The following is a 26,294-nucleotide window of genomic DNA, read 5'->3' as shown; positions in this document are numbered from 1 at the left end:
AAAAAAACAGCTCGATCATATGAATAGGATTTTACTGCTAATAATTACTTTGCCAGGCTTATATTTTTTTCCTCATAAATCGGTTGGGCAATCTTCCAAAATTGAGCAACTAATTCAAGAGTTATATGAATCAAATGACTTCAATGGAAATATTTTGGTTGCACACAAAGGGGAGGTAATTATTAACAAATCCTTTGGCTTTTTTGACTTTGAAGCAAATCAAAAGTTAAAACCTGATCACAGCTTTTACTTAGCTTCAATTTCCAAACAATTTACTGCATTACTCATTATGCAGTTGGTTGAAGAAGGAAAAGTGAATCTAAACGCTTCCATACTTAACTATTTACCTAATTATGACAAGGGGATTGGTAAGACAATTACCATTCACCATTTACTTTCCCATTCTTCAGGATTACAAGAATTCTATGAAGACAATGAATTTATAAATGGTCCCGGATTCATAGATTCAGTTTCAAAAACCGAAATGTTTGAAAGATGTCAAAAACCAATACTTTTTGAAGCAGGGACTAGTGATAATTATTCCGACACCAACTACTATTTACTTTCATTGGTAATCGAAAAGCTAAGGGGTAAGCCATATAATGAGGTTCTTGTCGAGAAAATTTTTAAACCTTTGAAAATGAACCATTCGGGATATTTCGGAGCCGAAAAAAATCCTATAGCAAAATTATATACCAGAACCAACGGTGAATTAAAACCTGCTCCATCTTTTAATCGAGCAATTGGTAAAGGAGCAACGGGCTGTTATTCAAGTACGAAGGATTTGTATAAGTGGTATCAGTCTCTAATTACTAATCAGCTTTTATCTGAAGAATATAGAAATAAGCTTTGGGAGTTACACACAAAATCTGCTCAAAGTGAATATTTTGGATATGGCTGGCGGACACATACAAATGGTTCGAAAGATAAGTCCGATTGGTATAGCGAAAAAGGAGGCGGACCATCATTTGGTGTATATAACGTAATTGCCAAAGACTATACTAACACTAGTTTTATTGCAATATTGACAAATACGGATAGAACAAATCAATCGAATTATGATACTATAGAACAAGTTTTAAAATTATTAGATAAAGAAAAAACAGATAACAAACACTAAAATGAATATGTGAACTGAGCTATTTGAAGGGAAGTTGCAAACACGAAATTCGACTGTTCCTGGCCACAGGGGCGCATACTCATTTTAGTTGGGCGTTAGGTACAACTATGAAAAAACATCGAGAACATCCATTGACTTCTTCGGAATTACAAAAAGAATTTACAAAAATGAAAAACACTAAAGAAAATTTAAATGACTTTGTAATTCCCAACGACCGTTTTTATACTGACTCAATCGGAGCGAATGAAATGATTGTTTCTCAAAATAATTCAACTAAAGTAGACTCACCGAATTTTGACAGTGTTGAAACGCATTTTAGAAATATCGAGCAAACTTTAATAGACAAAATTTTAGAATTTAAGGACGACTTAATTGTTGGCTGTGTTGCTTGGTTAACATCTTATCGAATTTTAAACGCTTTAGCAAAATGCAAAAATGTTCAAATTGTAGTTCAAAAAGAGGATTTTTTAAGACCAGACATGAATTACAAAAATAAAAGTGATTCGAAATCGACTTTACAACAAAAATATAATCAAGTAAATTGTGATATGGAGAGATTTATGTTTAAGTCACCAATGGGAGATTTAAGTGTTTGTGCTGACCCAACTGTGGACGGAATTAGATGTGTCGGAAATCATAATTCAGAGAAAAAACCAGCATTCCCGAGAATGCATAACAAATTTTTGGTTTTCTGCCGAGTAAAAGAAAGTGAAAAGGTGGAAAATTTCAGCTACAAAGCTGTTTCCGCTTGGACTGGTTCTTTTAATCTAACCCAAAATGCGACTTATTCAATTGAAAATGCGATTTCATTGAACGACAACAGCGGAAAAAATGAAATTATTAATGGCTATTTAAAAGAGCATCATCAAATTTTTTGTATTTCAGAAAAACTGAACTGGGAAAAGGACTGGATTGAACCTGAATTTAGAATTGGAACATAAATAGCAATGCCTAACAATGTATAACCGCAATTACGGCGGATTCTAGTACACCCAAACTTACTCAGAATTACTAGCTTCAATACCTTATTTAAAAATCATATGAAACTATTTAACTTTATTATTTATTACTGTATAGCAACCTGTATTATTACACTATTAAGCACATTTATTAGTAATGACTATAATTATATAAGCATTGGTTTAAGTCTATTTGGTATTGCAGTTTCGATTATATCTAAATACACTAAAGAAAATTTAATCTTATTAGTACTAATTTGGTATTTATCTGCTACTCTTATCAATGAAGCTGTTAACTTTAATTTACTAACATTTTACTCATCAAGTATCAGTATTTCATTTGGTAAAATGGTTTTAAGTTTTAATCTATTCTATTTAGTACCTTTCATTCTAATACTCATACACTACAACCAACTTTCTTTATTAAACAAAAAGTTAAAAGGAACTGTACATACTGAATCCAGTCAAATACCTTTTGGAATAGCAATTGAATTTGAATTAAATGATTTCAAGGATAAAAAATTAAAAGGTATTACTGATATGAAGATAGAAGGAGAAATTTTTGACAAGATTTCTTTTGAAAAGATACAAGACACTAATAAATCCCTAGCTGTAATTGAAATTTCAAATGAGCGCAAAAAATTAGGTGCGACCATAAAACTGAATTAGCTTTAACTATTTTTCTCAATAGAAAATTAGTTATTTAGATACAGAGATTCCCGCCTAAGCGGGAATCTTTATATTATAATAAGTAAAGACAATCTATTGAAACAAATCTGAAGATAGATAGCAATAGTTATCACATTGTACAATATAACCATCATACATTTTTTGTACGGCTTTATTATTTTGTTTTATATTCGTCGACACTTAAAAAAATAAAATGAAAATATTATTTACTATACTATTAATAACTATCTTTTCAAATTTGTCATATGGACAGAGTAATAAAGACATTATTATTGGCAAAAGATTTGCAATCAAATCTGAAATACTTAATTCAGATAGAGAAATTTCAATATATCTCCCTAATTCATATAACAACAATGATTATGTAAACTATCCTGTGCTTTACATCCTTGACGGTAGGAAATTTTTTCACCCTTTCACCGGAGCTGTATCCCAAATGAGTAGCGATGCTAGTCCACAAATTCCTGAGATGATAGTAGTAGGTATTACTAGTTTAGATAGAGTAAAAGATTCATCCCCTACAAAGTCCATGATAGGTTACTCTGGAAAAGAAGAAAAAGGACTAGAGGTAAGCGGTGGTGCAAACGATTTTATAAAATTTATCGAGAAAGAGCTTATACCATATATTGATAGTACCTACAGAACAAATAATTATCGAATTTTTTCGGGATATTCATTTACTGGGTTACCTATACTGCACGCTTTATTTACTAAACCTGAATTATTTAATTCATATTTGGTAATTGATTTTAGCGCCTGGTGGGATAATGAAGTTAGTCTTAAGAATCTTGAGAAATTCTTCAAAGAATATAATGGAACCTATAAAGATGTATATATAGCTACCGTAGATAGAGTAGAGAACACTGTTTACCCTGAAAAGGCTAATCTGACTTGGAGATTTATTCAAAAATTCGAGCAATTACATCCATATAACATAGGTCTAGGATATAAAAAATATGGTTATAAAGAAGAAAACCACCATACCATGCCTTTGGTTTCATTTATGGATGGTATGAAATACTTGTTTAGAGGACATATGATTAACTATGATGAAATGTATACCAACCCTACATTGATTAAAAAAAGGTTTGACAAATTATCAGATAGACTTGGGTATAAAGTTTTCTTACGGGAAGAATTAGTCAATTACTATGGCTATCAATTTTTATACACTCTCAAGGATTTAGGCAAAGCTTTTTTCTATTTTAAATATAACACAGAAAATTATCCTTCATCAAGTAATGCTTGGGATAGCTTGGCGGAGTTTTACATGTTAAAAGGAGATAAAGAGAAAGCTATTGAATATTATGAAAAAGCATTAGAGTTGAATACGAAAAACACTGGCATAAAAAAACGATTGGAGGAACTTAAAAATTAAATACGTGTGCTAACAACGTGTATAACTTATGGCATGGAAAGTGGTAAATTTAAGTTTTGAACTTTTAAATAAATTTGGTGCAAGCCTACAAGAAATAGCTTTGAAAACAGCTACAAATCATACACGAAAAACGTTACCAAACAAATTAAAAAATAAAAACCATTTGCTCCTATTCCCGCATAAGCGGGAATTTCTATATTATAAAATAAGTAAAGACAATCTATTGGAATAAATCCGAAGATAAATAACGATCTCCCTTGTCGCAAATAACTGCTACAATTACCCCTTTATCAATCGTTTGAGCTATTTCTAAGGCTGCATGTACCGCTCCTCCACTACTCATTCCAGCAAAAACACCTTCTTCTTGTGCTAGCCTTCTCGTCATGTTTTTAGCATCGTTTTCATCTAATTCAATCACCTGATCTACCTTACTTTTGTTAAAGAATTTTGGCTGGTAAGCTGGTGTCCACTTACGAATTCCTGGGATTTTAGCTCCGTCTTTAGGTTGTGCCCCAATAATTTGTACCTCAGGATTTTGTTCTTTTAAATAGGTAGAAACTCCCATAATGGTTCCTGTAGTTCCCATCGCAGATACAAAGTGTGTTACTTCCCCTTCGGTATCGTTCCAAATTTCTGGACCTGTGGTTTTATAATGTGCTTTCCAGTTATCGGAATTTTCAAACTGGTTGAGCATAAAATAGCCTTTTTTATAACGCAACTCTAGTGCAACGTCTCTAGAACCTTCAATTCCTTTTTCTGCATCCGTTAAAATAACCTCAGCTCCATAAGCACGCATGGTTTTTACACGTTCTTCGGTAGAATTTTCTGGCATTATCAATACCATGTTTACGCCTAATATTTTTGCCATGAGTGCTAAAGCGATTCCTGTATTTCCACTCGTTGCTTCTACTAAATAATCTCCAGGGCGGATATTTTTTCTCTTGATAGCTTCCGCAATCATATTATACGCTGCTCTATCTTTTACACTTCCTCCAGGATTATTTCCTTCTAATTTTAGCAATAGCTTCACTCCTTCTTTTTGAAGGATGTTAGAAACTTCAATTAATGGCGTATTTCCTATACTATCTATGATCGTTTTAGTTTTCATGGTTGATTTGGTACCTACATCATTTAACATAGGATTTTCTTGTGGTTATTTTATTTTCTGACTCATAGGTTACAATAGATCCTTCGGGTACAGAAGTAATTACGCAAACATTGGCGCCAATAATACTATCGCTACCTATTACTACATCTCCTCCTAAGATAGTTGCATTGGCATAAATGGTTACATTACTTTCAATCGTTGGATGCCTTTTTGTGGATGCCAATTCTTTTTTTACTTGAATTCCTCCTAAAGTGACTCCTTGATATATTTTTACATTTTCTTTAATAATCGTGGTTTCTCCAATGACAATTCCCGTAGCATGGTCTATAAAAAATGAATCTCCAATGGTTGCTCCAGGATGTATGTCTGTTCCTGTGAGTCCATGAGCATATTCGCTCATCATTCTTGGTAAAATCGGAATTTCCATTTTGTACAATTCATGACTCAATCGATATACGGCAATGGCATGAAACCCCGGATAAGCTAAATACACTTCTCCTAAGCTTTTACAGGCTGGATCAGTCTTTTCAAATGCTTTGGCATCTAAATCTAACTTTTCTCGTATTTTACAAAATGTTTGTTGGTATGCTGCCCATACTTCCGAAGCATTTTCGATAGCTAATCCTTTTAAAATCTTTACGAACTTTTCTTTTAAATGATTTGCTTTTTCTTGGCATGCATCATTAAACAACGCATAAAACAATTGTTTGGTAAAAACTTCTACATCATCTTTTAATGATAAATCGTATTGTTTGAATCGCATTTACTCTTTTTTACTAAAATAACTAATTTTCAGGTGCTAACTCTACTTCTAGTCCTTCTAATTCAGAAGTTATGTGAATTTGGCACCCTAACCGACTATTCTCTTCTACATGAAAAGCTTCTGCTAGCATTGCATCTTCATCCTCGTTCATCTCTGGCAATTCATGATTTGATTTTACATAACATTGGCAAGAAGCACACATTGCCATTCCTCCACAGATTCCAATAGTTCCTTCAGAAGCGAGTTCGTAAGAACGAACCACCTCCATTAAATTCATTGCCATATCTGTCGGAGCAACTACCTCATGCATTACACCATCGCGGTCTGTTATTTTTATCGTGATATCTTGACTATCCATTTTTAACAATTTCTTACAGGAATCAGTAGTTAGGAGTTGGCATAAAGGTTTATTGATGAAGAGGGTAATTACTTGAAACAAATAATTACAACAAACCTTTATGCCAACTCCTAACTACTTTCATCCTAATCCCAAATTATTGAATTGCTTTTACTACCGCTTTGGGTGCTTCTTTTCTTGTTCCATCGAAACCGTCTACACCGCCAACAGTGGTATATTTCATTACATATTTTTTATCTGGATGAATACGTTTGTAAGCACTCTGACACATTAACGTTGCTTCGTGGAATCCACATAAAATTAGTTTTAGCTTTCCTGGATAGGTATTCACATCACCAATCGCATAAATACCTTCTACATTCGTTTGGTAGTCTAAAGCATTGTTTACTTTAATAGCATTTTTCTCAATTTCTAATCCCCAATTGGCAATCGGCCCTAATTTTGGTGCCAATCCGAATAGTGGAATAAAATGATCTGTATCTATGATGAATGGTTCTTTACCTGTTTCTTCTACTACTACCCCAGTTACGTGCTCTTTTCCTAACACTGCTTTTACCTCAGCAGGTGTTATCAAATTGATCTTTCCTAAATTCTTTAACTCTTGAACTTTTTCTACAGAATCTAATGCTCCTCTAAATTCATTTCTTCGGTGAATTAACGTCACTGACTTAGCTATGTCTGTTAAGAAAATAGACCAATCTAAAGCAGAATCTCCACCTCCAGCAATTACCACATCTTTATCACGATACAATTCTGGTTCTTTAATCATATACTCCACTCCCTTATCTTCAAAATCGATAATATTTGGAATAATAGGTTTACGAGGTTCAAAACTTCCTAAACCACCTGCAATGGCTACCACAGGTGCTTGATGTTTGGTTCCTTTATTAGTAGTTACGATAAACGTTCCGTCATCTTGTTTTTCGATAGTATCTGCTCTTTCTCCTAAGGTAAAACCTGGTTCAAATTGTTTGATTTGTTCCATCAGGTTCTTAGTTAAATCTCCTGCTAAAATCTCTGGATAAGCTGGAATATCATAAATAGGTTTCTTCGGATAAATTTCTGAACACTGCCCACCTGGTTGTGGTAAGGCATCAATTAAATGACAACGTAGTTTTAATAATCCTGCTTCAAAAACTGTAAATAGTCCTGTTGGACCCGCTCCAATAATTAATATATCTGTTTGTATCATGTTCTCTTTTTTTGTCACTTCGACTACGCTCAGTGCCCTCTTTCTATTTTATAAATTTATAAATTGCTTTATTTTAGCCTATCTTGAGCCTTTCGACTTCGCTCAAGATAAACTTAGGCGAAAGATTACTTTACTAAACTCTCTGTTAGCTTATTTAATGTTTCTACTTTTTGTTCAAAGTTTCCTTTGATGGTTTTTCTGTAACTATTTAAATTTTGTACTAATTGATTGATGTCTTCTGGAATTACTTCCTCAAAAAACTGACGCAATCTCTTAGCGGTTGTTGGTGATTTTCCATTGGTTGAAATAGCCATTTTTACATTTCCTTTGGTGACAATTCCGCCCATATAAAAATCACAATACGGTGGATTATCAGCTACATTCACCAAGGTATTTTGGCTTCTACAATCTTTATATACCTGCATATTTACCTCCGGAACATCTGTTGTTGCAATCACCAAATGTTTTTCCTTCAAATACGTTTCATTATAGCTATCTATTACCATATTCACTTTACCTTTTTGAGCAATGGCAACAGTTTCATCTCTAAAAAAAGGAGCTACCATGGTTACCTTAGCATCGGGACTCGATTTTAATAAAAATCGTAGTTTTTCTTCAGCTACAAACCCTCCTCCTACAATTAGCACTTCCAATTCTTTAGTCTTTAAAAAAATTGGATATAAATTATTTCTTTCTTCCATTATACCACCTCTTTTAAAGCTACTTCTTGTTGCACTTGTAGTAATTGTTGTCTGTGATTTACCACATCTCCTAACAGAATAATCGCAGGATTACTCAAGTTATTTTTAGCGACTACTTCTTCTATAGTATCTACAGTACCAATTCCTATTTTTTCTTCAGGAGTCGTTCCGTTTTGAATAATTGCTACTGGTAATTCGTTCTTCCCTTCTGCCTTAAAAAGCTGAATGATTTCTGAAAGCTTACCCATTCCCATTAAAATAACAACCGTTGCACTCGATTTTGCTGCTAAAGCAACATCGTTTGATAATTGGTGCTGTTTTGTGGTTCCTGTAATGACCCAAAAGCTTTCTGAACTTCCTCTTTTTGTCAACGGAATGTTCTGATAAGCCGGTACCGCTAACGATGAAGAAATTCCTGGAACTACAGCAACCTCTAATCCGTATTTGGCAGCATATTCCATTTCTTCTGCCCCTCTACCAAAAATGAAAGGGTCACCGCCTTTTAAACGCACTACATGTCCGTGAGAAAATCCTCTCGTAACAATCAACTCATTGATTTGTTCTTGTTGATAGCGATAGCATCCTCTACGTTTTCCTACAAAAATTAATTCTGCATTCGGGTTTACATACCCTAACAGTTCGTTATTCACCAATGCATCGTACAATACTACATCTGCTTGTTCTAATGCTTTGATGGCTTTTAAGGTGATTAAATCAGCGTCTCCTGGTCCTGCACCTACTACGGTTAATTTCGGTTGATTTTTCATTGGACTCTCCTTTTTAACTTTCTACGGCTACTTTTCGGTAAGCATCAATTGTTTTATAAAATGCTATTGCTTCCTCTAAATACTTTTTTGCAAAAGCTTCCGTAGGTTCATTCTTATTAATCTGATAAATCAATTCTTTAAATGAACTTGATAATTCTATTTTATTTGTTACTACGAAGGTTTCATCAAAATTGGTGATGATTCCTGCTTGTGTATTGGTTTTTGCTCCTTCTGCTGTTAACAAGGCTTTAGCAGTGTTTACCATAGCTGCATAAGCGTGGTAAATACTATCTGACCATTGTTGATTATTCAAGGCCTGTGAAGCATTTTCTAGCTTTTCTTCACTTTCAAACAGTAAGGTTGCTACTAAGTCTATCACCACTCCTGCACATTCTCCTACTCCTATGGCTTTTACATAGTTTTTATCGTGTCCCCAATCAATAAAATCATCTTCTGTTAAATTGGTAGTGTCTGATAATTCTTTTAACAGCTCATAGAAATATGTTTTTCCTTGTCTATCATAATAGCTTAAGAAATCTTCGTTTGCTTGTTTATGAGTTTCAAAATCGTTTAGTAAAACTCTCAAGGACTCTGGCCCTCTTTTACTTGGGATCTTTACCAATTTATCAGCAAAACGACCATTTCCGCCACCTAAAACTCCTCCTCCAATCAACACTTGTAAAGCTGGAGCCAATAGATTCCCTACTTTTATTGACATTCCTTGAAAACCAATATGTGCCATATTGTGTTGTCCACAAGCATTCATACATCCACTAATTTTAATGGTGATGTCTTTGTTATTTACATACTGCGGATATTCAGCTTTTAACACACGCTCTAACTCTGCTGCAATTCCTGTACTACTAGCAATACCTAAGTTACATGTATCTGTTCCAGGACATGCAGTGATATCATTCAAACTATTATATCCTGCATCTGCAAAACCTAACTTTTGTAATTCTGTATAGAAAAATGGTAAAAATTCTTCTCTTACATGACGAATCAAGATATTTTGACGTAGTGTAAAACGTAACTCATTCGCTCCATATTTCTTGATTAAATCTGCTAATAAACGTGCTTTATCAGTATAAAAATCTCCTAAATGTACTTTGATACCTATCGCGTATAATCCATCTTGCTTTTGCTGAATTACATTAGTTTCTTTCCAATTTTGATATGCCTCTTCATCTTCTATCACTACTAAAGGAACCTCATTGGTTTCAAAAACAATATCTTGCTCAAAATCGGCAGTATTAATTGGATAGGTTTTATAGGCCAATGCATTTCTTTCTGCGGCTACCAATTCTAAAAAGGTATTTACTCCTAAATCTTTTACCAAGAATTTTAAACGAGCTTTGGCTCTTTTTACACGCTCTCCGTAACGATCAAATACACGTAACACACCTTCAATAGTAGGAATTAGTAATTCTGCTTCTAAAAACTCATAAATTACATCGGCATGACGCGGTTGTGAACCCAATCCTCCAGCTAACAACACTTTAAAACCTTTTACCTCCTTACCATCTACAGTTTTCGTTTTAGCAATGAATCCTAAATCGTGAATAAAACTCAACGCAGTATCTTCTTCTGAAGCCGAAAAAGACATTTTAAACTTTCTTCCCATTTCTTGACAGATTGGATTACGCAAGAAAAACTGAAAAGTGGCGTGTGCATACGGTGTTACATCAAACGGTTCTTTCAGATCGATTCCTGCAGTTTCAGAAGCCGTTACATTACGTACGGCATTACCACATGCTTCACGCAACGTAATATCGTCTTTCTCTAACTGTGCCCATAACTCAGGGGTTCTGTCTAAACTTACATGGTGAATTTGAATATCTTGACGTGTGGTAATATGCAAACGCCCTCTTGAATATTCATCAGAAACATCGGCTATTCTGTGTAATTGTTCACTCGTAACTTTACCATAGGGTAACTTAATACGAATCATTTGTACTCCAAATTGGCGTTGACCGTAAATTCCCCTTGCTAAACGTAAGCTTCTAAAACGTTCTTCATCTATTTTTCCTTCGTTAAACAAACGTATCTTACGCTCTAACTCTAGGATATCCTTTTCTACAACAGGATTTTCTATTTCTGATCTAAAACTTTGCATGTGGTTTTTTAATAATTGTTTGCTTATAAAAGCGTTGTTATTCGTTATGTAAGAACTTTTGCTTTGCTAACAATTGTTCTTCGGTTTCTACATGTGCATCATCTGGCACGCAACAATCTACCGGACATACTGCCGCACATTGGGGTTCTTCATGAAACCCTTTACACTCGGTACATTTATCAGGTACTATAAAATAATACTCATCTGATACTGGTGCATTCTCTTCATCTGCATTTACAGAAGTTCCATCCAATAAGGTTACATTTCCTTGTAATGAAGTTCCTTCGCTATATTTCCAGTCACTTGCTCCTTCGTAAATGGCTGTGTTTGGGCATTCTGGTTCGCATGCTCCACAGTTGATACACTCATCTGTAATGATTATTGCCATAACTTTTAAATTTTATTACTTGATAAAACCAACTCCTGACGTATTGTTCGTTTTGGGGTTGATAATGATAAATGCTCCGTTTGCCTTATTTTCTTCATACGAATCAACAAACAAAGGCTTGCTTACTTTTAAACTGACTTCACCAATTTCATTTAATGATAATTTAGTTGGAGCTTCTTCTACTCCAGAAAAATCGGTACGAACGATTGTTTTTAACTCTGTTATCTTCGCTTGTACATCATTTACTCCATGTTTGATATAATATTTTTCTGAAGCTTGCAGTGGAGTTTTATCCATCCAACAAATCGTAGCCTCTAATTGCTTTACGACAGATGGTTCTTCTCCTTCTTTTACCAACATATCTCCTCTGCTCACATTTACATCATCTTCTAAAGTGATGCTTATTGAGCTACCTCGTTTAGCTCTTGCATATTCTTTATCAAAAAACTGAATGCTTTTTATCGTAGATTTTGTTGCTGATGGTAATACAGTTACAGCATCACCAACTGCTAAATCTCCTCCGTATAATTTCCCTGCATATCCTCTAAAATCATGATACTCGTCTGTTTTAGGTCGAATAACTGTTTGCACAGGAAAACGTACTTTTGATACTTCTTGAATATCTTCAGTCTCCAAGTTTTCAAGATGATTTAATAAGGTATCTCCTTTATACCAAGGTGTATTTTCTGAAGGTGTCACTACATTATCTCCTTTCAATGCTGAAAGTGGTATAAACGTGATGTTTTGATTTTTATAGGCACTTTTTTGTGATAAATACTCTATTTCACCTTTAATCTGGTTAAATTTTTCTTCTGAAAAATCTACCAAATCCATTTTATTCACTGCCACCACTACATCTTTCACTCTCAACAAATTATTGATAAAGAAATGGCGATAGGTTTGTTCTACTACACCGTTTCTTGCATCTACCAATATGATAGAAGCTTGCGAGTTAGATGCTCCTGTAACCATATTTCTGGTATACTCTATATGACCAGGAGTATCGGCTATGATAAAACTCGTTTTTGGAGTCGAAAAATAAATATGAGCTACATCAATGGTTATTCCTTGTTCTCGTTCAGCTACCAAACCATCTGTCGCCAAAGAAAAATCTAAGTAATCAAATCCACGTTGTTTACTTTTTTCTTCTATAGCTTTTAGTTTATCTTGAGTTAATGACTTTGTATCGTATAAAATGCGTCCTATTAGTGTACTCTTTCCATCATCTACACTTCCTGCTGTTGCTATTTTTACTACGTTCATATTTTATGCTTTTTTTAAGGCTTATTGTTTGTAGCCTTTTTAAAAATATCCTTGTTGTTTGCGTTTTTCCATCGCTGCTTCAGATCGTTTGTCATCAATCCTAGCTCCTCTTTCTGATATGGTAGACTCTCTAATTTCATCTACTACGGTATCAATATCTATGGCATCAGATAATACTGCAGCTGTACAACTCATATCGCCTACTGTTCTGAATCTCACCATACGTTCTCGTACTTCTTCTTCATCTTCTCTATACACTACTTCGTCATTTGCAGACCAAATGAGTCCGTCTCTAACAAAAGTGGCTCTTTTATGTGCGAAATAAATAGATGGAATTTCAATTTGCTCTTGTTGTATATACGACCAAACATCTAATTCTGTCCAGTTAGAAATTGGAAAAACACGTACATTTTGACCTAAATCTATTCTTCCGTTCAACATGTCAAATAATTCTGGGCGTTGGTTTTTTTCATCCCATTGACCGAAATCATCTCGTACTGAAAAAATACGTTCTTTGGCTCTCGCCTTTTCTTCATCTCTACGCGCTCCACCGATACATGCATCGAAACCAAATTCTTCAATGGCATCTAATAACGTTTCGGTTTGTAACATGTTTCGGCTCGCGTACTTTCCTGTTTCTTCTTTTACTTTACCAGCATCAATGTTATCTTGTACTTGACGAACAATTAAATCAACTCCTAATTCTTCTACTAAGCGATCTCTGAATTCAATAGTTTCAGGAAAATTATGCCCAGTATCAATATGCAATAATGGAAATGGAATTTTAGCTGGATAAAAAGCTTTTTGAGCTAGTCGCACCAGTGTAATACTGTCTTTTCCCCCAGAAAACAATAGCACTGGTTTTTCAAATTGTGCGACTACTTCTCTTAATATATATATGGCTTCACTTTCTAAAGCTCCTACTTGTATAACTTCTGTATTCATAATCATGTTCTTTAAATATGTAAACCACATTCTCTGTTATTTTCTACCTTAGTAGGATCAAAGTATTTAAACTCGTTTGGTAATTGATGTTCTTGTAAATAGGCATCTAGCTCTTCGTCTGACCAATGGTAAAACGGACTTACTTTTAACACACCATCTTTACTTTTTGAAACGATATCAATACTATCTCTAAAAGCAGTTTGTCCTTTTCTTAAGTTTGTAAACCAAACACCTGGCTCATGCTCTCTCATTGCTCTTTTAAAAGGCTCCAATTTTACCTGTTCAGTGAACTCAGCATGTTTAGGATCATCTATTGTTGGTAACCCTAAAGTGATGTTTCTATGTGCTACTGTTTGTTTAGGCACATATAGTTGAATATTTAAACCTAATTTATCGATTAACTCTTCTGCATGTTTATAGGTTTGTGGTGTATTATAACCAGTATCACACCAAATAACTTCTATATTCTTTTTAACTGACGATACAGCGTGTAAAATGGCTCCTTCATAAGGTCGAAAATTTGTGGTTACAACCGCCTTATTAGCTTGTAACAATGCCCAAACAATAATCTCTTTAGGAGATTTATTTTTTAACTCTGCGTTTATCGATTCTAAATTCATAATTTCTATACTCATTTTTTGCCCCATTTTATACTGTTCCAAACTCTCTCATGAAAAAAATACAGTAGCATTTTAGTAATCAACTCTATAGCTCCTATTGAAAAAGCTGTTTTTATTTGACCTGTGACTATCCATGAAATTAATATAGTGTCTATGGTTCCAACTACTCTCCAACTTATTGATTTTACTACGCTTCTTACTGGTTTTTCAGATAGTTTATCGTCTCTATAATTCGTTTTATTTTCTACTATTTGTTCTGCAATCATTTTAAAATACCTTTACCCTATCGGAATACTAGGTTTTAAGTCGACAAATATACATATGCATTTTAATTCTCCAAGGAGAAATCAAAAAAATATTTGAATTTTACAATTTGTTAATACTACACTAAATCTGCAAGTGTATTGTTACGAAGTACTTGTAGCGTATTATCTCTTACTTGAATCATTAGTTTGTGTACTGAACAGGCATCCTCATCTGGACAGTCATCACATTTCTCATAATAATTCAAACTAACACATGGTACCATTGCTATGGGGCCTTCTAGTGTTCTAATAACATCAGTCATTTTAATTTCGTGAGAGGGTTTTAGCAAATAATAGCCACCACCTTTACCTTTTTTAGCTCCTAAAATTCCTGATTTGCGTAAGGTAAGTAATATACTTTCTAAAAATTTATGTGAAATATTTTCACTTTCAGATATAGTGGCTATTTGTACCATGGTACCCTTTTCTTGCCTAGCAATAAAAGTAAGTGCCTTAATTCCGTATTTTGTTTTCTTAGAAAGCATATTACAAATATATGCTTTACTTCCTAATTATTTAATGCTTGATTTAAATCGTTAATTACATCTTCTACATTTTCTAACCCTACCGAACATCGTACCAAGCCATCTGTAATTCCTACTTCTAATCGATCTTCTTCACTTAGTTTACTGTGAGTTGTAGATGCTGGATGTGTTACAATTGTTCGTGTGTCTCCTAAATTTGCTGATAATGAGCACATTTTTATATTGTTCAAAAATTTACGACCAGATTCGATACCTCCTTTTACTTCAAAAGCGACAATGTTTCCACCTAATCGCATTTGTTTTTTCGCAATCTCATACTGTGGATGCGATGTTAAAAAAGGATATTTTACCAAATTCACTTTTGGATGTTCTTCTAAAAACTGCGCTACTTTCAACGCATTTTCACAATGCTTTTCTACTCGTATGGACAAGGTTTCTAAACTCTTAGACAACACCCAAGCATTGAATGGTGACATTGATGGACCTGTATTTCTTGAAAACAGATAAATTTCTCTTATCAGCTCTTCTTTTCCCACTGTAACACCTCCTAAAACACGACCTTGACCATCTATTAACTTTGTTGCTGAGTGAATTACCAAATCTGCTCCAAATTTAATTGGATTCTGTAAATAAGGTGTTGCAAAGCAATTATCTATCACCAATAGTAAATTGTGCTTCTTTGCAATGTTTCCTAACAACTCTAAATCTAAAATATCAACTGCTGGATTGGTTGGAGTTTCTGCATACAATATTTTTGTATTCGGCTGAATCAAGCTTTCAATCCTATCTACTTCATTAATTTTAAAGTAACTCGTTTCTATATTCCATTTAGGTAAATACTTTGTAAATAAGGTATGGGTTGATCCAAAAACAGAACGACACGACACTATATGATCTCCCGCATTTAACAAAGCTCCAAAAGTTGAAAACACTGCTGCCATACCTGTTGCAAAAGCATACCCTGCTTCTGCTCCTTCCATTGTTACTATTTTATTGATAAATTCTGTGGTATTCGGGTTTGAGAATCTACTGTATAAATTCTTCTCCTTTTCTTCTGCAAAAGATGCTCGCATATCTTCAGCATCATCAAACACAAAACTTGATGTTAAGTACAATGGTGTTGAATGTTCTGAAAATTGTGAACGTTCTGTTTGCGTTCGTATGGCTTGTGTTTCAAAGTATTGACTCATGTTATTTTTTTAGATGTTAGACCGTTTCGTTATTAAGCTATTCTTGTTTCCCCTATCCCTTTAGTTATTATTCTTTGCTAATCGTAAAATATCTCCAAATACACCTCTTGCAGTAACTTTTGATCCTGCTCCTGCTCCTTGAATAACTATAGGTTGTTCTCCGTAAGATTCTGTATAAATTTCAAAAATGGCATCTGAACCTTTTAAACTTCCTAAGGGTGAATTCTCTGGTACAGATACTAATTTTACATCCAATTCTCCTTTCGACTGCTGTAAATCACCATGCAAATCACCAATGTATCGTAATACATGATTTTCTTCTTGTGATTCTTTTTGTTGTTGAAACGTAGCATTTAGTTTTTCTAAGTTTGATAGAAACTCTTCTGAAGATATTTCTCTAAACTCCTCTGGAATCAAGTTTTCTATCTGAATATCTTCAAATTCATTTTCTAAATCCAACTCACGAGCTAAAATCAATAGTTTTCTGGCAACATCATTTCCACATAAATCTTCACGAGGATCTGGTTCTGTAAACCCTTTATCAATTGCTTCTTGCAACACCAATGAAAACGGTACATCTTCCGCAGAAAACTTATTAAACAAATAGCTTAATGACCCTGAGAATACCCCTCTGATTCTTGTAATATTCTCTCCTGAATCGTGTAATAATTTAATAGTATCTATCAATGGTAAACCTGCTCCTACATTAGTTTCGTACAAATAACTCTTCTTATTTTTATCTAAGGTTGTGCGCAGTTTTTTATAAAAATCATACGAAACTGTATTGGCTATTTTGTTAGAAGAAACTAAATCGAAACCAGCATCGACTAACGGAATGTAATTCTCTATAAAATCTAAGCTAGCTGTATTGTCTACTGCGATTAAATTCTCTAAGTGATGTTCTTTCGCATAGTTGATTACACTGTTAACTATATCCTGATTTTCTTCATTTTTCTCTAGCTCCTTCGACCAGTCAGTATCGACTCCATTTTTAGTTAAGAGTACTTTTTTAGAGTTAGCGATGGCAAAAATATTCAGTTGAATTTTTCGCCTTTCTAAAATCGATTTTGAATTCTCTAAAATTTGCTCTATCAAGGTTCCTCCCACTAAACCTTTACCAAAAACAGCGATGTTAATCTTTTTAGCGACTCCAAATACTTGACCATGAATCACATTCAACGCCTTGTGTAATTGCTCTTTCTTCACTACCAAGCTTACATTTTTACCTGTAATCGTATTGTTAAACAATAATGGAACTATTTGGTTCTTAATTAAAGCGTTGTATGGGTGGTGAAACTCACTTAAGTCTTGACCTATAATTGAAATTACCGATACTTCTTCTTGAATCGAAATCTGATTGACATCTTTCGTTTGCATATCATTTTCAAACTCTTGTTCTAAGGCTTTTACAGCTGCTGCAGCATTCGATTTATCAACCACCAAACCAATACCTCTTTCTGAAGAGCCTTGTGAAATGATACTTACACTAATTCCGTGATTGCTCAATGCTTTAAAAATACGCGCATCTACTCCTACTTTACCTAACAAACCTCTTCCTTCAAAATTGATTAAAGCAACCTTGTCTAAAACCGATAAGGATTTGATTCCTTTTAAGGTTGATTTTGCAGTAATTAACGTACCATTGTCATTAGGATTGAAAGTATTTAAAATTCGAAGATTAATGTTCTTCTCTAACAACGGAATAATTGTTTTAGCATGTAAAATGTTCGCTCCGAAATTTGCCAATTCATTCGCTTCAGAAAATGATAGTTCTTCTATCTTTTTAGCATCAGCAACCAAATCAGGATTGGCAGTGAAGATTCCATCTACATGTGTGTAGTTTTGCAACTCCTCAGCATCTAAATAGTTCGCTAACAACGATGCTGTGTAATTACTTCCGTTTCTACCCAGAGTAGTGGTTTCGTTTTTTAAATTCGATGCTATAAACCCAGCTACCACATTCACTGTTGTTTCGTTATACTGTTTAAAATGGTTCAACACATTTTCTTTAGATACCTCAACTATCGATTGTCCTTTTCCTACTGTTTCATCTGTTTTTAACAACGCTCTTGAATCCGTTGCAAGGGCATCGATTCCTTTTTGTTGTAATAAATCGGTTACCGTTTTTATAGACAATAACTCTCCCTGTGCTAGTACTTCATCCTTTATCTTTTGACTATAATCTCCTAACAAACTCACCCCTTCAAACAACTTTTCTAAGCGATTAAATTCTGTAGAAAAATCTACCAACGGAGTTAATTTAGTTTGCTCATATCGAAACGCTTCTAATTGTTCTTTAAAAGCTTCATTTTTAGCGGCTCTTTCTAAGAGTTCTTCTAATTCATCTGTGGCATTTCCTCTTGCAGATACTACCACTGCTATTTTTTCTCCTTCATTAATTTTCTGTTCTATGATAGATACTACATTTTGTATCCCTTCATTCGACAAAGATTTTCCGCCAAACTTTAAAATTTTCATTCTTTTATTTGTTGTTTTTTGATTGAATATCGGTTCAATAATTTTTTCTAATTGCTTGTATTCTATTAAGAAAGCATCATGCCCATAATCTGAATTAATTTCATTATAGGTTACATTCGCATGAGCAGATGCCAGTTGTTTGTGTGTTTCTCTGTTTTCTTCCGCAGTAAAAAACAAATCTGAATCTACGCCAACAATATGGATATCTGCTTCGATTGTTTCCAATACATCCAGTCCTTCTCTTCCTTTTGTTACATCGATGGTTTTTAATAATTGATTCATCAATTTGTAAGAAGCTAATTGATAGCGTTCTTGTAACTTTTTTCCATGATGTAACAACCAACTTTCTACATTGAAAAGCGTGGATTCTTCATTTTTTGAACGCTGAAAACGTTTTTTAAACGACTCTGGTGTTCTGTAACACAACATTGCATGCATGCGTGCATCGTGTACAGGATTGCTAGAATTGATTAAAAATTGCTCTTGTATTTGACAATTCGCTATTAACCAATCGGTCGATTTCCAATCGGTTGCTACAGGAATTAAATGCTCGGTAATTTTCGGATTCAACACAGCCATTTCCCATGCGATCCCTCCCCCTAAAGAACCTCCTATCAAAGCAAATAACTTGTCTATTTGCAACTGCTTTAATCCTTGCAAAAAGATGTTGGCAACATCGCGTGCTTCAAAACTTTTATAATCATCAATTAAAAAATCGTCATACCCATTTCCTGGTATGTTAAAGCACAAAATGGTATATTCTTTAGTGTCTATAACCTTGTTATCTCCTATTAAATCTTGCCACCAACCATTAGTTCCCGCAACATTGCTGTTTCCTGTTAGTGCATGGTTAATAAGTACCACAGGAGCGGTACCCAATGTTTTTCCGAAAACTTGGTAACTCAACGGAATTGTATCGAATTGCGTACCGCTTATTGTGGTATAACTAAGAATATGTATATGCTGTAAATTACTTTTCATTACCGATATTGTTTTATTGTTCTAAAGCAAATTCAGAACTAGTAACTAGCTTTATTATGCCAATACTTCTTTAGAAATTTTAGCAAATGCTTCTTGTAAATCGGTTTTTAAATCTTCAATATTTTCCAAACCAACTGATAAACGAATTAAGTCTTTCGTTACCCCCGTACTTTCTTGCGCTTCATCACTCAATTGTTGGTGTGTAGTACTCGCTGGATGAATAATTAAAGATTTGGTATCTCCTATGTTGGCTAATAATGAAAAGAGTTTGGTGTTATCTGCAATGGTTTTAGCAGCTTCATAACCTCCTTTTACACCAAAGGTTACTAATCCGCTTTGACCTTTTGGCAAGTATTTATCAGCTAAAGCTTTGTATGTATTTCCTTCTAAACCTGGATAGTTTACCCAAGCAACTTCATCTTGTTCTTGCAACCACTTTGCTAGTTTCAATGCGTTTTCACTATGCTTTTGAATTCGTACTTCTAAGGTTTCTAATCCTTGAATAATGTTGAATGCGTTTGTCGGACTTAACGCACCTCCAAAGTCTCGCAATCCTTCTAAAATCAGTTTAAACGTGTACGATGCTGCTCCTAAAGTTTCGTGATAGACCAATCCATGATATCCTGCTGAAGGCTCTGTAAACTCAGGAAACTTCCCATTTGCCCAGTTAAAGGTTCCTGCATCAATAATTGCTCCTCCTAATGAATTTCCTTGTCCGCCAATGTACTTTGTTAACGAGTGAATTACAATATTGGCTCCATGTTCAATCGGGTTTAATAATGCTGGTGTAGCCACTGTATTATCTACAATAAAAGGCACTTCTGCTTTTTTAGCATGTGCAGATATCGCTTTTAAATCCAATACATCTAACTTCGGATTTCCTAAAGATTCCACAAAAAAAACTCTGGTATTCTCTTGTACCGCTGCTGAAAAATTATCAGGATTGGAAGCATCTACAAACGTAGTCGTAATTCCTAATCTTGGTAAAGTAACGTTTAACAAATTGTAGGTTCCTCCGTACAAACTACTCGAAGCTACGATATGATCTCCTGTTTTTAACAAGGTTAATAGTCCAGTCGAAATAGCTGCTGTACCAGAAGCAAACACTACGGCACCAATACCTCCCTCTAAAGCAGCTAAGCGATCTTGCAAAATTTGATTGGTGGGATTATTTAATCGGGTGTAAATAAATCCGAGTTCTTTTAACGAAAATAAATTTGCTGCATGTTCTGCATCGTTAAAAACATACGACGTAGTTTGATAAATTGGAACTGCTCTTGTTCCACTTGTTTGTGTTACATCGTGACCTGCGTGCAACGCATTCGTTGCGAATTTTTGTGTACTCATTTTTCTTGTTTTTGAGTTAATAAAAAATTAAAACAAAAGCCAAAACACATCTATTTTTAGATGTTGCTCACTAGAAAAATGTTATTAAGAAATTACAAGAAGTCTCAGTAGTTTTTATTGAAACTTCTTCTGGGTTATCTATCCACGAGTTTTTCGCTCTGGTAGAATTTAGCACCTTCTTTGTTTGCACAAAGGGTTGCTAAGGCTTCATAGGGTCTAATCCCTCCACCTTTCTTGATAACATCGTCAATAAGTGTTTGAACTTTTACGAGCACAAATATTCAATTATAAAAATGGAATATCCAAATTTTTTTACATTTTTTATTACAACAAATGTTTAAACAGACCTACAATCAAAAATGTAAATCCCTAAAAACCAAATAAATAAACCTATTTACTTAGTCTATTCATTTATGTATTGTTTTCATCTAAGAACTACATGATAACATAGAGCAACCAACCTTATTTCGTGCCCATTCAGGTCGTTTTGCAAACCATTTTTCATATTTAGGTTGCTCATCATATGGCTTTTTTAATAGCTCATATAACTCATTTAAGAGTGTATAATTTCCTTTATCGGCATCATCAATTACCAATTGAGCCATGTAATTTCGAAGTACATATTTCGGATTTACAGCATTCATTTTTGCCTTTTTTTCTTTATCAGATGTAGTTTCATTTTGCAATCTTTCCAAGTAATTTTGACACCATTTTTCCCAAGCTAATTTTATTTCATCAACAAATTCAGAAGGAGTATAAAATGCCTTTTCTATTTTTTTGATAGCCTCTTGAACAGTATCTTTTTTTGAAACATTTGCCAACAATCGGAAAAAAATAGTCATATCTGTTTCTGTTTTTTGAAGTACTTCTTCAAGGTCAGAAACCAATTTATCATCTGTTTCTTTTGAAGAAAAAAGTCCTAATTTTTCTCGCATCATTTGTATGTAAACCTCAGGAAACTTTTCTTGATAATATTCCAAAATAGCTTCTAATGGCTCCGCTTCTTCTATTAAAGGATATAAAGCATTAGCTAACTGATATAAATTCCACAACACAATCTCAGGCTGAGCACCATATCGATAACGTTTATGAGTATTATCAGTTGTGTTAGGCGTCCACCCATCGTCATAACCCTCTAACCATCCGTAAGGTCCATAATCAATTGTAAGACCTAGAATAGACATATTATCTGTATTCATTACCCCATGTACAAACCCAACACGTTGCCAATGAATTACCATTTCTAAACTACGGTCTGCAACTTCCTTAAAAAAGGAAACATAAGTTTCTTTTGAAGGGTTACCTAAATTAGAAAAATGATGCTTAATAGTATAATCTACCAGTGTTTTCAATGTTTTAACGTCTCCTCTAGCTGCTAAAATCTGATAGTTTCCAAAGCGTAAAAATGACTCGGCCGTTCTACATACAATAGCCCCTTTTTCATACGCAGCATTTCCGTCATACATCACGTCTCTTAGCACTTGATCTCCTGACAATGCCAGCGACAAAGCTCTTGTAGTAGGCACACCCAAATGGTACATCGCCTCGCTACACAAATATTCACGAATAGAAGAACGCAATACTGCTAATCCGTCTGCTGTACGTGAATATGGAGTTTCTCCAGCTCCTTTCAATTGTAAAGCCCAGTTTTTATTATTGTAAACTATTTCAAACAAATTAATCGCTCTACCATCTCCTAATTGACCTGCCCAATGCCCAAATTGGTGCCCACCATAACACATCGCATACGGATACGTATTAGGATACACCTCGTTTCCTGTAAAAACATTTTTAAATGCTTCTGAAGCTATTTCTTCAGCTGAAAATCCTAACTCCTTAGCCATTTCATCTGAAACATGTAACATCTTTGGATTGGATGTCTTCTTAGGTGTTACAAATGAAAAACAAGCTTCCGTTACCTGTCTTCGGGTGTTCTCTTGAATTGAATCCGCAGGTAATTCTTTATTAAAAGTATCTTTTATTATTAGGTTTAACACGTTTTGTTTTAATTTACAGGTTTTAATTTGTTTGCATATAGCTTTTTCAATTTTGCTAATTTGGGCGAAATTACCGCTGCACAATACATTTGCTCCTTGTTATTTTCATAGTAGTTTTGATGATAGTCTTCTGCCGAATGAAATGTTGTTGCAGGACTCACTTCGGTGACAATAGTATTATCATAGTAAGGCTTTAGCTCTTCAATTATTTTCTCTGCTATTGCTCGTTGCTCATCTGAATGATAAAAAATAACCGAACGGTATTGTGTACCTACATCAGCTCCTTGCCTGTTTAGTGTTGTAGGGTCATGGCTTGTCATAAAGATCACCAATAACTCTTCAAAACTTATAATTTCTGGGTTATAGGTTGCTTGTATTACTTCTGCATGTCCTGTTAATCCTGAACATACTTCTCTATAGGTTGGTTTACCAGGAACGGTTCCTCCCATATATCCTGATATTACTTTTTCTACTCCTTCTATTTGATTAAAGACTGCTTCAACACACCAAAAACAACCACCTCCAACAGTTAATACTTCTTTATTATTCTTTGCCATTTATTTCACACATTCTATTCAGTATCTAAAACCATAGATGCTGAGTTAATACAATAACGTAATCCGCTAGGCTCTGGTCCATCAGGAAACACATGTCCTAAATGTGCATCACATGCATTACACATTACTTCTACTCGTACCATTCCAAAAGTAGTGTCTTTTTCATACTTAATAGCATTTTCTTTAATTGGCTGTGTAAAACTTGGCCAACCTGTACCTGAGCTAAATTTTATAGAGGAATCAAACAATGGAGTACCACAACACACACATTTATATTTACCTGCATCATAAACACTACACAATTCTCCAGAATTAGGACGTTCTGTTCCTTTTTGTCTTGTAATTTTAAACTGTTCAGGAGTTAAAACCGCTTTCCACTCTTCAGTTTTTTTTTCTACTCTTTTATCAGGAATTGGATTACCATTTACCGCAAAATAGATAACATCTTTCCAAGTCAATATTTTATCATTCATTTTTGTGTTCTTTTAGTTTCATTAGTAGCTATTTACTTGCATTACTTACAAAAAAGATATTTTTATCCTTTTTCTTAAAAGGATGATTTTTATCATATTTTATAGAGTAAAAAACCTTGTAATTTGTGTAAAAATACGAAATACAAAATTTTATGAAAACATATAAAATAACTACAGCATTACTTCTTTTTGCAATTACAACAACATTTGCTCAGTTTAAAATTGATGCTGAGATACGCCCTCGTGCTGAGTATAGACACGGATTTAAAACCTTATTCCCTGATAACACAAACCCAGCAATGTTTGTTTCGCAAAGAACTCGACTAAACACAAGTTACAACATTGAAAAACTAAACTTTTATGTTAGTTTTCAAGATGTAAGGGTTTGGGGAGATGTTCCGCAGCTTAATAATACCGACAACAGTGGTTTAAGTGTTCACCAAGCATGGGGAGAAATATTTTTAGATTCTAATTTCTCAGTAAAACTAGGACGTCAAGAGGTTATTTACGATGATAGTAGAATTTTTGGTAATGTAGGTTGGGTACAACAAGCTCGTAGCCACGATATGGCTATGCTTAAATATCAAAAAAATGATTTTAAGTTTGATATTGGTTTAGCTTTTAATCAATCAGCTGAAAATTTAACAGGTACAAATTTAACAACTCCTAATACCTATAAGGCGATGCAATATGCATGGTTGCATAAAGATTGGAATGATTTTTCTGGAAGTTTCTTATTCTTAAATAACGGAATGCAAACTCCTATTGGTCTTAAATACAGTCAAACTATTGGTACACATTTAAAAGCTAAAAAAGATAATTTAAATGTTGCTGCTAACTTGTACTATCAATTCGGGAATGATGCATTAAATAGAGATTTAAACGCTTACTTACTTGGTATTGAAGCCAATTATAAGGTATCTAAAACTACCAAAGTTGGTTTAGGAGCAGAATTACAAAGCGGTAATGACTACAATACTTCTGCTGACGAAAACAAAGCCTTTTCTCCTTTTTATGGAACCAATCACAAGTTCAACGGGTTTATGGATTACTTCTATGTAGGAAACCATATGAATAGCGTTGGTTTATTAGATATTTATGCGAAAGCAAACTTCTCTTTAAACTCAAAATCAAATATAACAGCATTTGTACATAATTTTTCTGCAGCTTCAGATATTAACACGACAGTATCAAAACAATTAGGTACAGAAGTAGATTTAGTATATGCATATAAATTTACCAAAGAAATAGGCTTTAAAGCTGGATACTCTCAAATGTTTGCTTCTGAAGGAATGGAAGTTTTAAAAGGAAATGCTGATGATAATACTAACAATTGGGGATGGGTTATGGTAACTATAAATCCTACTCTATTCTCATCAAAAAATTAAATACCATGATAATTTCAAAAGACAAAACTGTAGCTGAATATGTAACTGAAAATATTAAAACAGCTCATATTTTTAAAAAATACGGAATCGATTTTTGTTGTGGAGGTGGAATAACTGTTGAAAAAGCTTGCAAGAAAAACAAAGTAAATCAAGCTGATTTAGAAAAAGAACTTGCTGATGTTGATGCAATCAAAGATGTGATTGAAGATTATGATAAATGGGAGTTAGACTTTTTAATTATTTATATTGAAAATGTACATCACATGTATATTAGAGAGAGTTTGCCTATTATTTCACAATATGCCAATAAAGTGGCAAAAGTACACGGACATCATTATTCTGAAGTTATTGAAATTAATCAATTATTTCATGAAGTAGCAAATGAGTTACTATCTCATATGCAGAAAGAAGAACAAGTATTATTTCCTTTTATAAAACAATTAGTACAAGCTAAAAAAGAGGGCATAAAAAATATAACTCCTCCATTTGGCACTGTAAATAATCCTATTAGAATGATGGAATATGAACATGAAAATGCTGGTAATATCTTTAAACAAATTGCTAAACTAAGTAACAATTATACTCCACCTGAAGGAGCTTGTAATACATTTAAAGCATTGTATGCTAAGTTAGATGAATTCGAACAAGACTTACATACACATATACACCTTGAAAATAATATATTACACCCTAAAGCAATTTTACTTGAAAAGGAGATTTTATAG

Annotated in this window: 25 protein-coding genes and 1 riboswitch; of the genes, 6 read left to right on the top strand and 19 right to left on the bottom strand. The window is 33.9% G+C overall.

The window, feature by feature from the left end; all coding sequences use genetic code 11:
* Positions 1-19: 19 nt before the first annotated feature.
* The 4 genes from DFQ07_RS08970 (at position 20) to DFQ07_RS08955 (ending at position 4,147) form a co-directional block, all read left to right on the top strand.
* Positions 20-1,120, top strand: a complete 1,101-nt coding sequence (locus DFQ07_RS08970) for a serine hydrolase domain-containing protein (protein ID WP_133536017.1) — start codon at positions 20-22, stop codon at positions 1,118-1,120.
* 107 nt (positions 1,121-1,227) lie between these two features.
* Positions 1,228-2,061: a phospholipase D-like domain-containing protein gene (locus DFQ07_RS08965; protein WP_208107685.1), complete on the top strand. Its 834-nt coding sequence runs from the start codon at positions 1,228-1,230 to the stop codon at positions 2,059-2,061.
* Between the two features lie 99 nt (positions 2,062-2,160).
* Positions 2,161-2,748, top strand: coding sequence for a hypothetical protein (locus DFQ07_RS08960; RefSeq protein ID WP_133536015.1), 588 nt, complete (start codon positions 2,161-2,163; stop codon positions 2,746-2,748).
* Positions 2,749-3,007: 259 nt separating this feature from the next.
* Positions 3,008-4,147 (top strand): alpha/beta hydrolase-fold protein, encoded by a 1,140-nt coding sequence (locus tag DFQ07_RS08955; protein WP_243743956.1) that lies wholly within the window; start codon positions 3,008-3,010, stop codon positions 4,145-4,147.
* 220 nt (positions 4,148-4,367) lie between these two features.
* Here the strand turns inward: DFQ07_RS08955 and cysM are convergent, their stop codons facing one another.
* The 19 genes from cysM to msrB all read right to left on the bottom strand — a co-directional run bounded on the left by cysM (position 4,368) and on the right by msrB (position 24,169).
* The gene (gene cysM, locus DFQ07_RS08950) at positions 4,368-5,255 is read right to left on the bottom strand and encodes a cysteine synthase CysM (protein ID WP_133536011.1); all 888 of its coding nucleotides are present in this window, start codon (positions 5,253-5,255) and stop codon (positions 4,368-4,370) included.
* Between the two features lie 19 nt (positions 5,256-5,274).
* Positions 5,275-6,018 carry a serine O-acetyltransferase EpsC gene (gene epsC, locus DFQ07_RS08945; RefSeq protein WP_133536009.1) on the bottom strand — a complete coding sequence of 248 codons (744 nt, stop codon included), beginning with the start codon at positions 6,016-6,018 and terminating at the stop codon, positions 5,275-5,277.
* Between the two features lie 22 nt (positions 6,019-6,040).
* Complete coding sequence (locus DFQ07_RS08940) at positions 6,041-6,376, bottom strand: 2Fe-2S iron-sulfur cluster-binding protein (RefSeq protein WP_133536007.1); 336 nt, start codon at positions 6,374-6,376, stop codon at positions 6,041-6,043.
* Between the two features lie 136 nt (positions 6,377-6,512).
* On the bottom strand, positions 6,513-7,568 hold the full coding sequence (locus DFQ07_RS08935) for an NAD(P)/FAD-dependent oxidoreductase (RefSeq protein ID WP_133536005.1): 1,056 nt from the start codon (positions 7,566-7,568) through the stop codon (positions 6,513-6,515).
* Positions 7,569-7,693: 125 nt separating this feature from the next.
* Positions 7,694-8,269, bottom strand: coding sequence for a precorrin-2 dehydrogenase/sirohydrochlorin ferrochelatase family protein (locus DFQ07_RS08930; RefSeq protein ID WP_133536003.1), 576 nt, complete (start codon positions 8,267-8,269; stop codon positions 7,694-7,696).
* The gene (gene cobA / locus DFQ07_RS08925; RefSeq protein ID WP_133536001.1) at positions 8,269-9,036 is read right to left on the bottom strand and encodes a uroporphyrinogen-III C-methyltransferase; all 768 of its coding nucleotides are present in this window, start codon (positions 9,034-9,036) and stop codon (positions 8,269-8,271) included. Before cobA ends, DFQ07_RS08930 begins: the two co-directional genes overlap by 1 nt.
* Before the next feature lie 13 nt (positions 9,037-9,049).
* Positions 9,050-11,152 carry a HEPN domain-containing protein gene (locus DFQ07_RS08920; protein ID WP_133535999.1) on the bottom strand — a complete coding sequence of 701 codons (2,103 nt, stop codon included), beginning with the start codon at positions 11,150-11,152 and terminating at the stop codon, positions 9,050-9,052.
* Positions 11,153-11,189: 37 nt separating this feature from the next.
* Complete coding sequence (locus tag DFQ07_RS08915; protein WP_133535997.1) at positions 11,190-11,540, bottom strand: 4Fe-4S dicluster domain-containing protein; 351 nt, start codon at positions 11,538-11,540, stop codon at positions 11,190-11,192.
* Positions 11,541-11,555: 15 nt separating this feature from the next.
* Positions 11,556-12,803, bottom strand: a complete 1,248-nt coding sequence (locus DFQ07_RS08910; protein ID WP_133535995.1) for a sulfate adenylyltransferase subunit 1 — start codon at positions 12,801-12,803, stop codon at positions 11,556-11,558.
* 39 nt (positions 12,804-12,842) lie between these two features.
* Positions 12,843-13,748, bottom strand: a complete 906-nt coding sequence (gene cysD / locus DFQ07_RS08905) for a sulfate adenylyltransferase subunit CysD (protein WP_133535993.1) — start codon at positions 13,746-13,748, stop codon at positions 12,843-12,845.
* 11 nt (positions 13,749-13,759) lie between these two features.
* A complete protein-coding gene (locus DFQ07_RS08900; RefSeq protein WP_133536759.1) occupies positions 13,760-14,368 on the bottom strand; it encodes a phosphoadenosine phosphosulfate reductase domain-containing protein in 609 nt (202 codons plus the stop codon).
* A gap of 11 nt (positions 14,369-14,379) precedes the next feature.
* Positions 14,380-14,634, bottom strand: a complete 255-nt coding sequence (locus tag DFQ07_RS08895) for a DUF2061 domain-containing protein (RefSeq protein ID WP_133535991.1) — start codon at positions 14,632-14,634, stop codon at positions 14,380-14,382.
* A 116-nt stretch (positions 14,635-14,750) separates the two neighbouring features.
* A complete protein-coding gene (locus DFQ07_RS08890; RefSeq protein ID WP_133535989.1) occupies positions 14,751-15,158 on the bottom strand; it encodes an RrF2 family transcriptional regulator in 408 nt (135 codons plus the stop codon).
* A gap of 23 nt (positions 15,159-15,181) precedes the next feature.
* Positions 15,182-16,348, bottom strand: a complete 1,167-nt coding sequence (locus DFQ07_RS08885; RefSeq protein WP_133535987.1) for an O-succinylhomoserine sulfhydrylase — start codon at positions 16,346-16,348, stop codon at positions 15,182-15,184.
* A gap of 60 nt (positions 16,349-16,408) precedes the next feature.
* The gene (gene thrA / locus DFQ07_RS08880; protein ID WP_133535985.1) at positions 16,409-19,807 is read right to left on the bottom strand and encodes a bifunctional aspartate kinase/homoserine dehydrogenase I; all 3,399 of its coding nucleotides are present in this window, start codon (positions 19,805-19,807) and stop codon (positions 16,409-16,411) included.
* Between the two features lie 54 nt (positions 19,808-19,861).
* Positions 19,862-21,154, bottom strand: coding sequence for an O-acetylhomoserine aminocarboxypropyltransferase/cysteine synthase family protein (locus tag DFQ07_RS08875; RefSeq protein ID WP_133535983.1), 1,293 nt, complete (start codon positions 21,152-21,154; stop codon positions 19,862-19,864).
* Between the two features lie 131 nt (positions 21,155-21,285).
* A riboswitch (SAM riboswitch) is annotated at positions 21,286-21,398 on the bottom strand.
* A gap of 184 nt (positions 21,399-21,582) precedes the next feature.
* Positions 21,583-23,151 carry a protein adenylyltransferase SelO gene (locus DFQ07_RS08870; protein WP_133535981.1) on the bottom strand — a complete coding sequence of 523 codons (1,569 nt, stop codon included), beginning with the start codon at positions 23,149-23,151 and terminating at the stop codon, positions 21,583-21,585.
* An 8-nt stretch (positions 23,152-23,159) separates the two neighbouring features.
* Positions 23,160-23,708, bottom strand: coding sequence for a peptide-methionine (S)-S-oxide reductase MsrA (gene msrA, locus DFQ07_RS08865; protein ID WP_133535979.1), 549 nt, complete (start codon positions 23,706-23,708; stop codon positions 23,160-23,162).
* A 14-nt stretch (positions 23,709-23,722) separates the two neighbouring features.
* Positions 23,723-24,169 (bottom strand): peptide-methionine (R)-S-oxide reductase MsrB, encoded by a 447-nt coding sequence (gene msrB / locus DFQ07_RS08860; protein WP_133536757.1) that lies wholly within the window; start codon positions 24,167-24,169, stop codon positions 23,723-23,725.
* Between the two features lie 164 nt (positions 24,170-24,333).
* Here msrB and DFQ07_RS08855 point away from each other — a divergent pair, with 164 nt between their 5' ends.
* Entirely contained in the window at positions 24,334-25,569 is a 1,236-nt protein-coding gene (locus DFQ07_RS08855; protein ID WP_133535977.1) for an alginate export family protein, read from the top strand.
* A gap of 5 nt (positions 25,570-25,574) precedes the next feature.
* Complete coding sequence (gene ric / locus DFQ07_RS08850) at positions 25,575-26,294, top strand: iron-sulfur cluster repair di-iron protein (protein WP_133535975.1); 720 nt, start codon at positions 25,575-25,577, stop codon at positions 26,292-26,294.

Origin of the sequence: Tenacibaculum caenipelagi (genome assembly GCF_004363005.1) — a bacterium.
Classification (GTDB): Bacteria; Bacteroidota; Bacteroidia; order Flavobacteriales; family Flavobacteriaceae; genus Polaribacter; species Polaribacter caenipelagi.
Note: the sequence above shows the minus strand (reverse complement) of the source record. Positions and strands in the feature narration are given on the sequence as shown.

Excerpts from the sequence above, each read along its gene's own strand:
- DFQ07_RS08895 (WP_133535991.1), bottom strand. The coding sequence starts at position 14,634 with ATGATTGCAGAACAAATAGTAGAAAATAAAACGAATTATAGAGACGAT.
- DFQ07_RS08930 (WP_133536003.1), bottom strand. The coding sequence starts at position 8,269 with ATGGAAGAAAGAAATAATTTATATCCAATTTTTTTAAAGACTAAAGAA.
- cobA (WP_133536001.1), bottom strand. The coding sequence starts at position 9,036 with ATGAAAAATCAACCGAAATTAACCGTAGTAGGTGCAGGACCAGGAGAC.
- DFQ07_RS08910 (WP_133535995.1), bottom strand. The coding sequence starts at position 12,803 with ATGAACGTAGTAAAAATAGCAACAGCAGGAAGTGTAGATGATGGAAAG.
- DFQ07_RS08940 (WP_133536007.1), bottom strand. The coding sequence starts at position 6,376 with ATGGATAGTCAAGATATCACGATAAAAATAACAGACCGCGATGGTGTA.
- ric (WP_133535975.1), top strand. The coding sequence starts at position 25,575 with ATGATAATTTCAAAAGACAAAACTGTAGCTGAATATGTAACTGAAAAT.
- DFQ07_RS08885 (WP_133535987.1), bottom strand. The coding sequence starts at position 16,348 with ATGAGTCAATACTTTGAAACACAAGCCATACGAACGCAAACAGAACGT.
- DFQ07_RS08965 (WP_208107685.1), top strand. The coding sequence starts at position 1,228 with ATGAAAAAACATCGAGAACATCCATTGACTTCTTCGGAATTACAAAAA.
- DFQ07_RS08890 (WP_133535989.1), bottom strand. The coding sequence starts at position 15,158 with ATGCTTTCTAAGAAAACAAAATACGGAATTAAGGCACTTACTTTTATT.
- DFQ07_RS08855 (WP_133535977.1), top strand. The coding sequence starts at position 24,334 with ATGAAAACATATAAAATAACTACAGCATTACTTCTTTTTGCAATTACA.
- DFQ07_RS08915 (WP_133535997.1), bottom strand. The coding sequence starts at position 11,540 with ATGGCAATAATCATTACAGATGAGTGTATCAACTGTGGAGCATGCGAA.
- DFQ07_RS08970 (WP_133536017.1), top strand. The coding sequence starts at position 20 with ATGAATAGGATTTTACTGCTAATAATTACTTTGCCAGGCTTATATTTT.
- epsC (WP_133536009.1), bottom strand. The coding sequence starts at position 6,018 with ATGCGATTCAAACAATACGATTTATCATTAAAAGATGATGTAGAAGTT.
- msrA (WP_133535979.1), bottom strand. The coding sequence starts at position 23,708 with ATGGCAAAGAATAATAAAGAAGTATTAACTGTTGGAGGTGGTTGTTTT.
- thrA (WP_133535985.1), bottom strand. The coding sequence starts at position 19,807 with ATGAAAAGTAATTTACAGCATATACATATTCTTAGTTATACCACAATA.
- DFQ07_RS08875 (WP_133535983.1), bottom strand. The coding sequence starts at position 21,154 with ATGAGTACACAAAAATTCGCAACGAATGCGTTGCACGCAGGTCACGAT.
- DFQ07_RS08935 (WP_133536005.1), bottom strand. The coding sequence starts at position 7,568 with ATGATACAAACAGATATATTAATTATTGGAGCGGGTCCAACAGGACTA.
- cysD (WP_133535993.1), bottom strand. The coding sequence starts at position 13,748 with ATGAATACAGAAGTTATACAAGTAGGAGCTTTAGAAAGTGAAGCCATA.
- cysM (WP_133536011.1), bottom strand. The coding sequence starts at position 5,255 with ATGAAAACTAAAACGATCATAGATAGTATAGGAAATACGCCATTAATT.
- DFQ07_RS08920 (WP_133535999.1), bottom strand. The coding sequence starts at position 11,152 with ATGCAAAGTTTTAGATCAGAAATAGAAAATCCTGTTGTAGAAAAGGAT.
- DFQ07_RS08960 (WP_133536015.1), top strand. The coding sequence starts at position 2,161 with ATGAAACTATTTAACTTTATTATTTATTACTGTATAGCAACCTGTATT.
- DFQ07_RS08900 (WP_133536759.1), bottom strand. The coding sequence starts at position 14,368 with ATGAATTTAGAATCGATAAACGCAGAGTTAAAAAATAAATCTCCTAAA.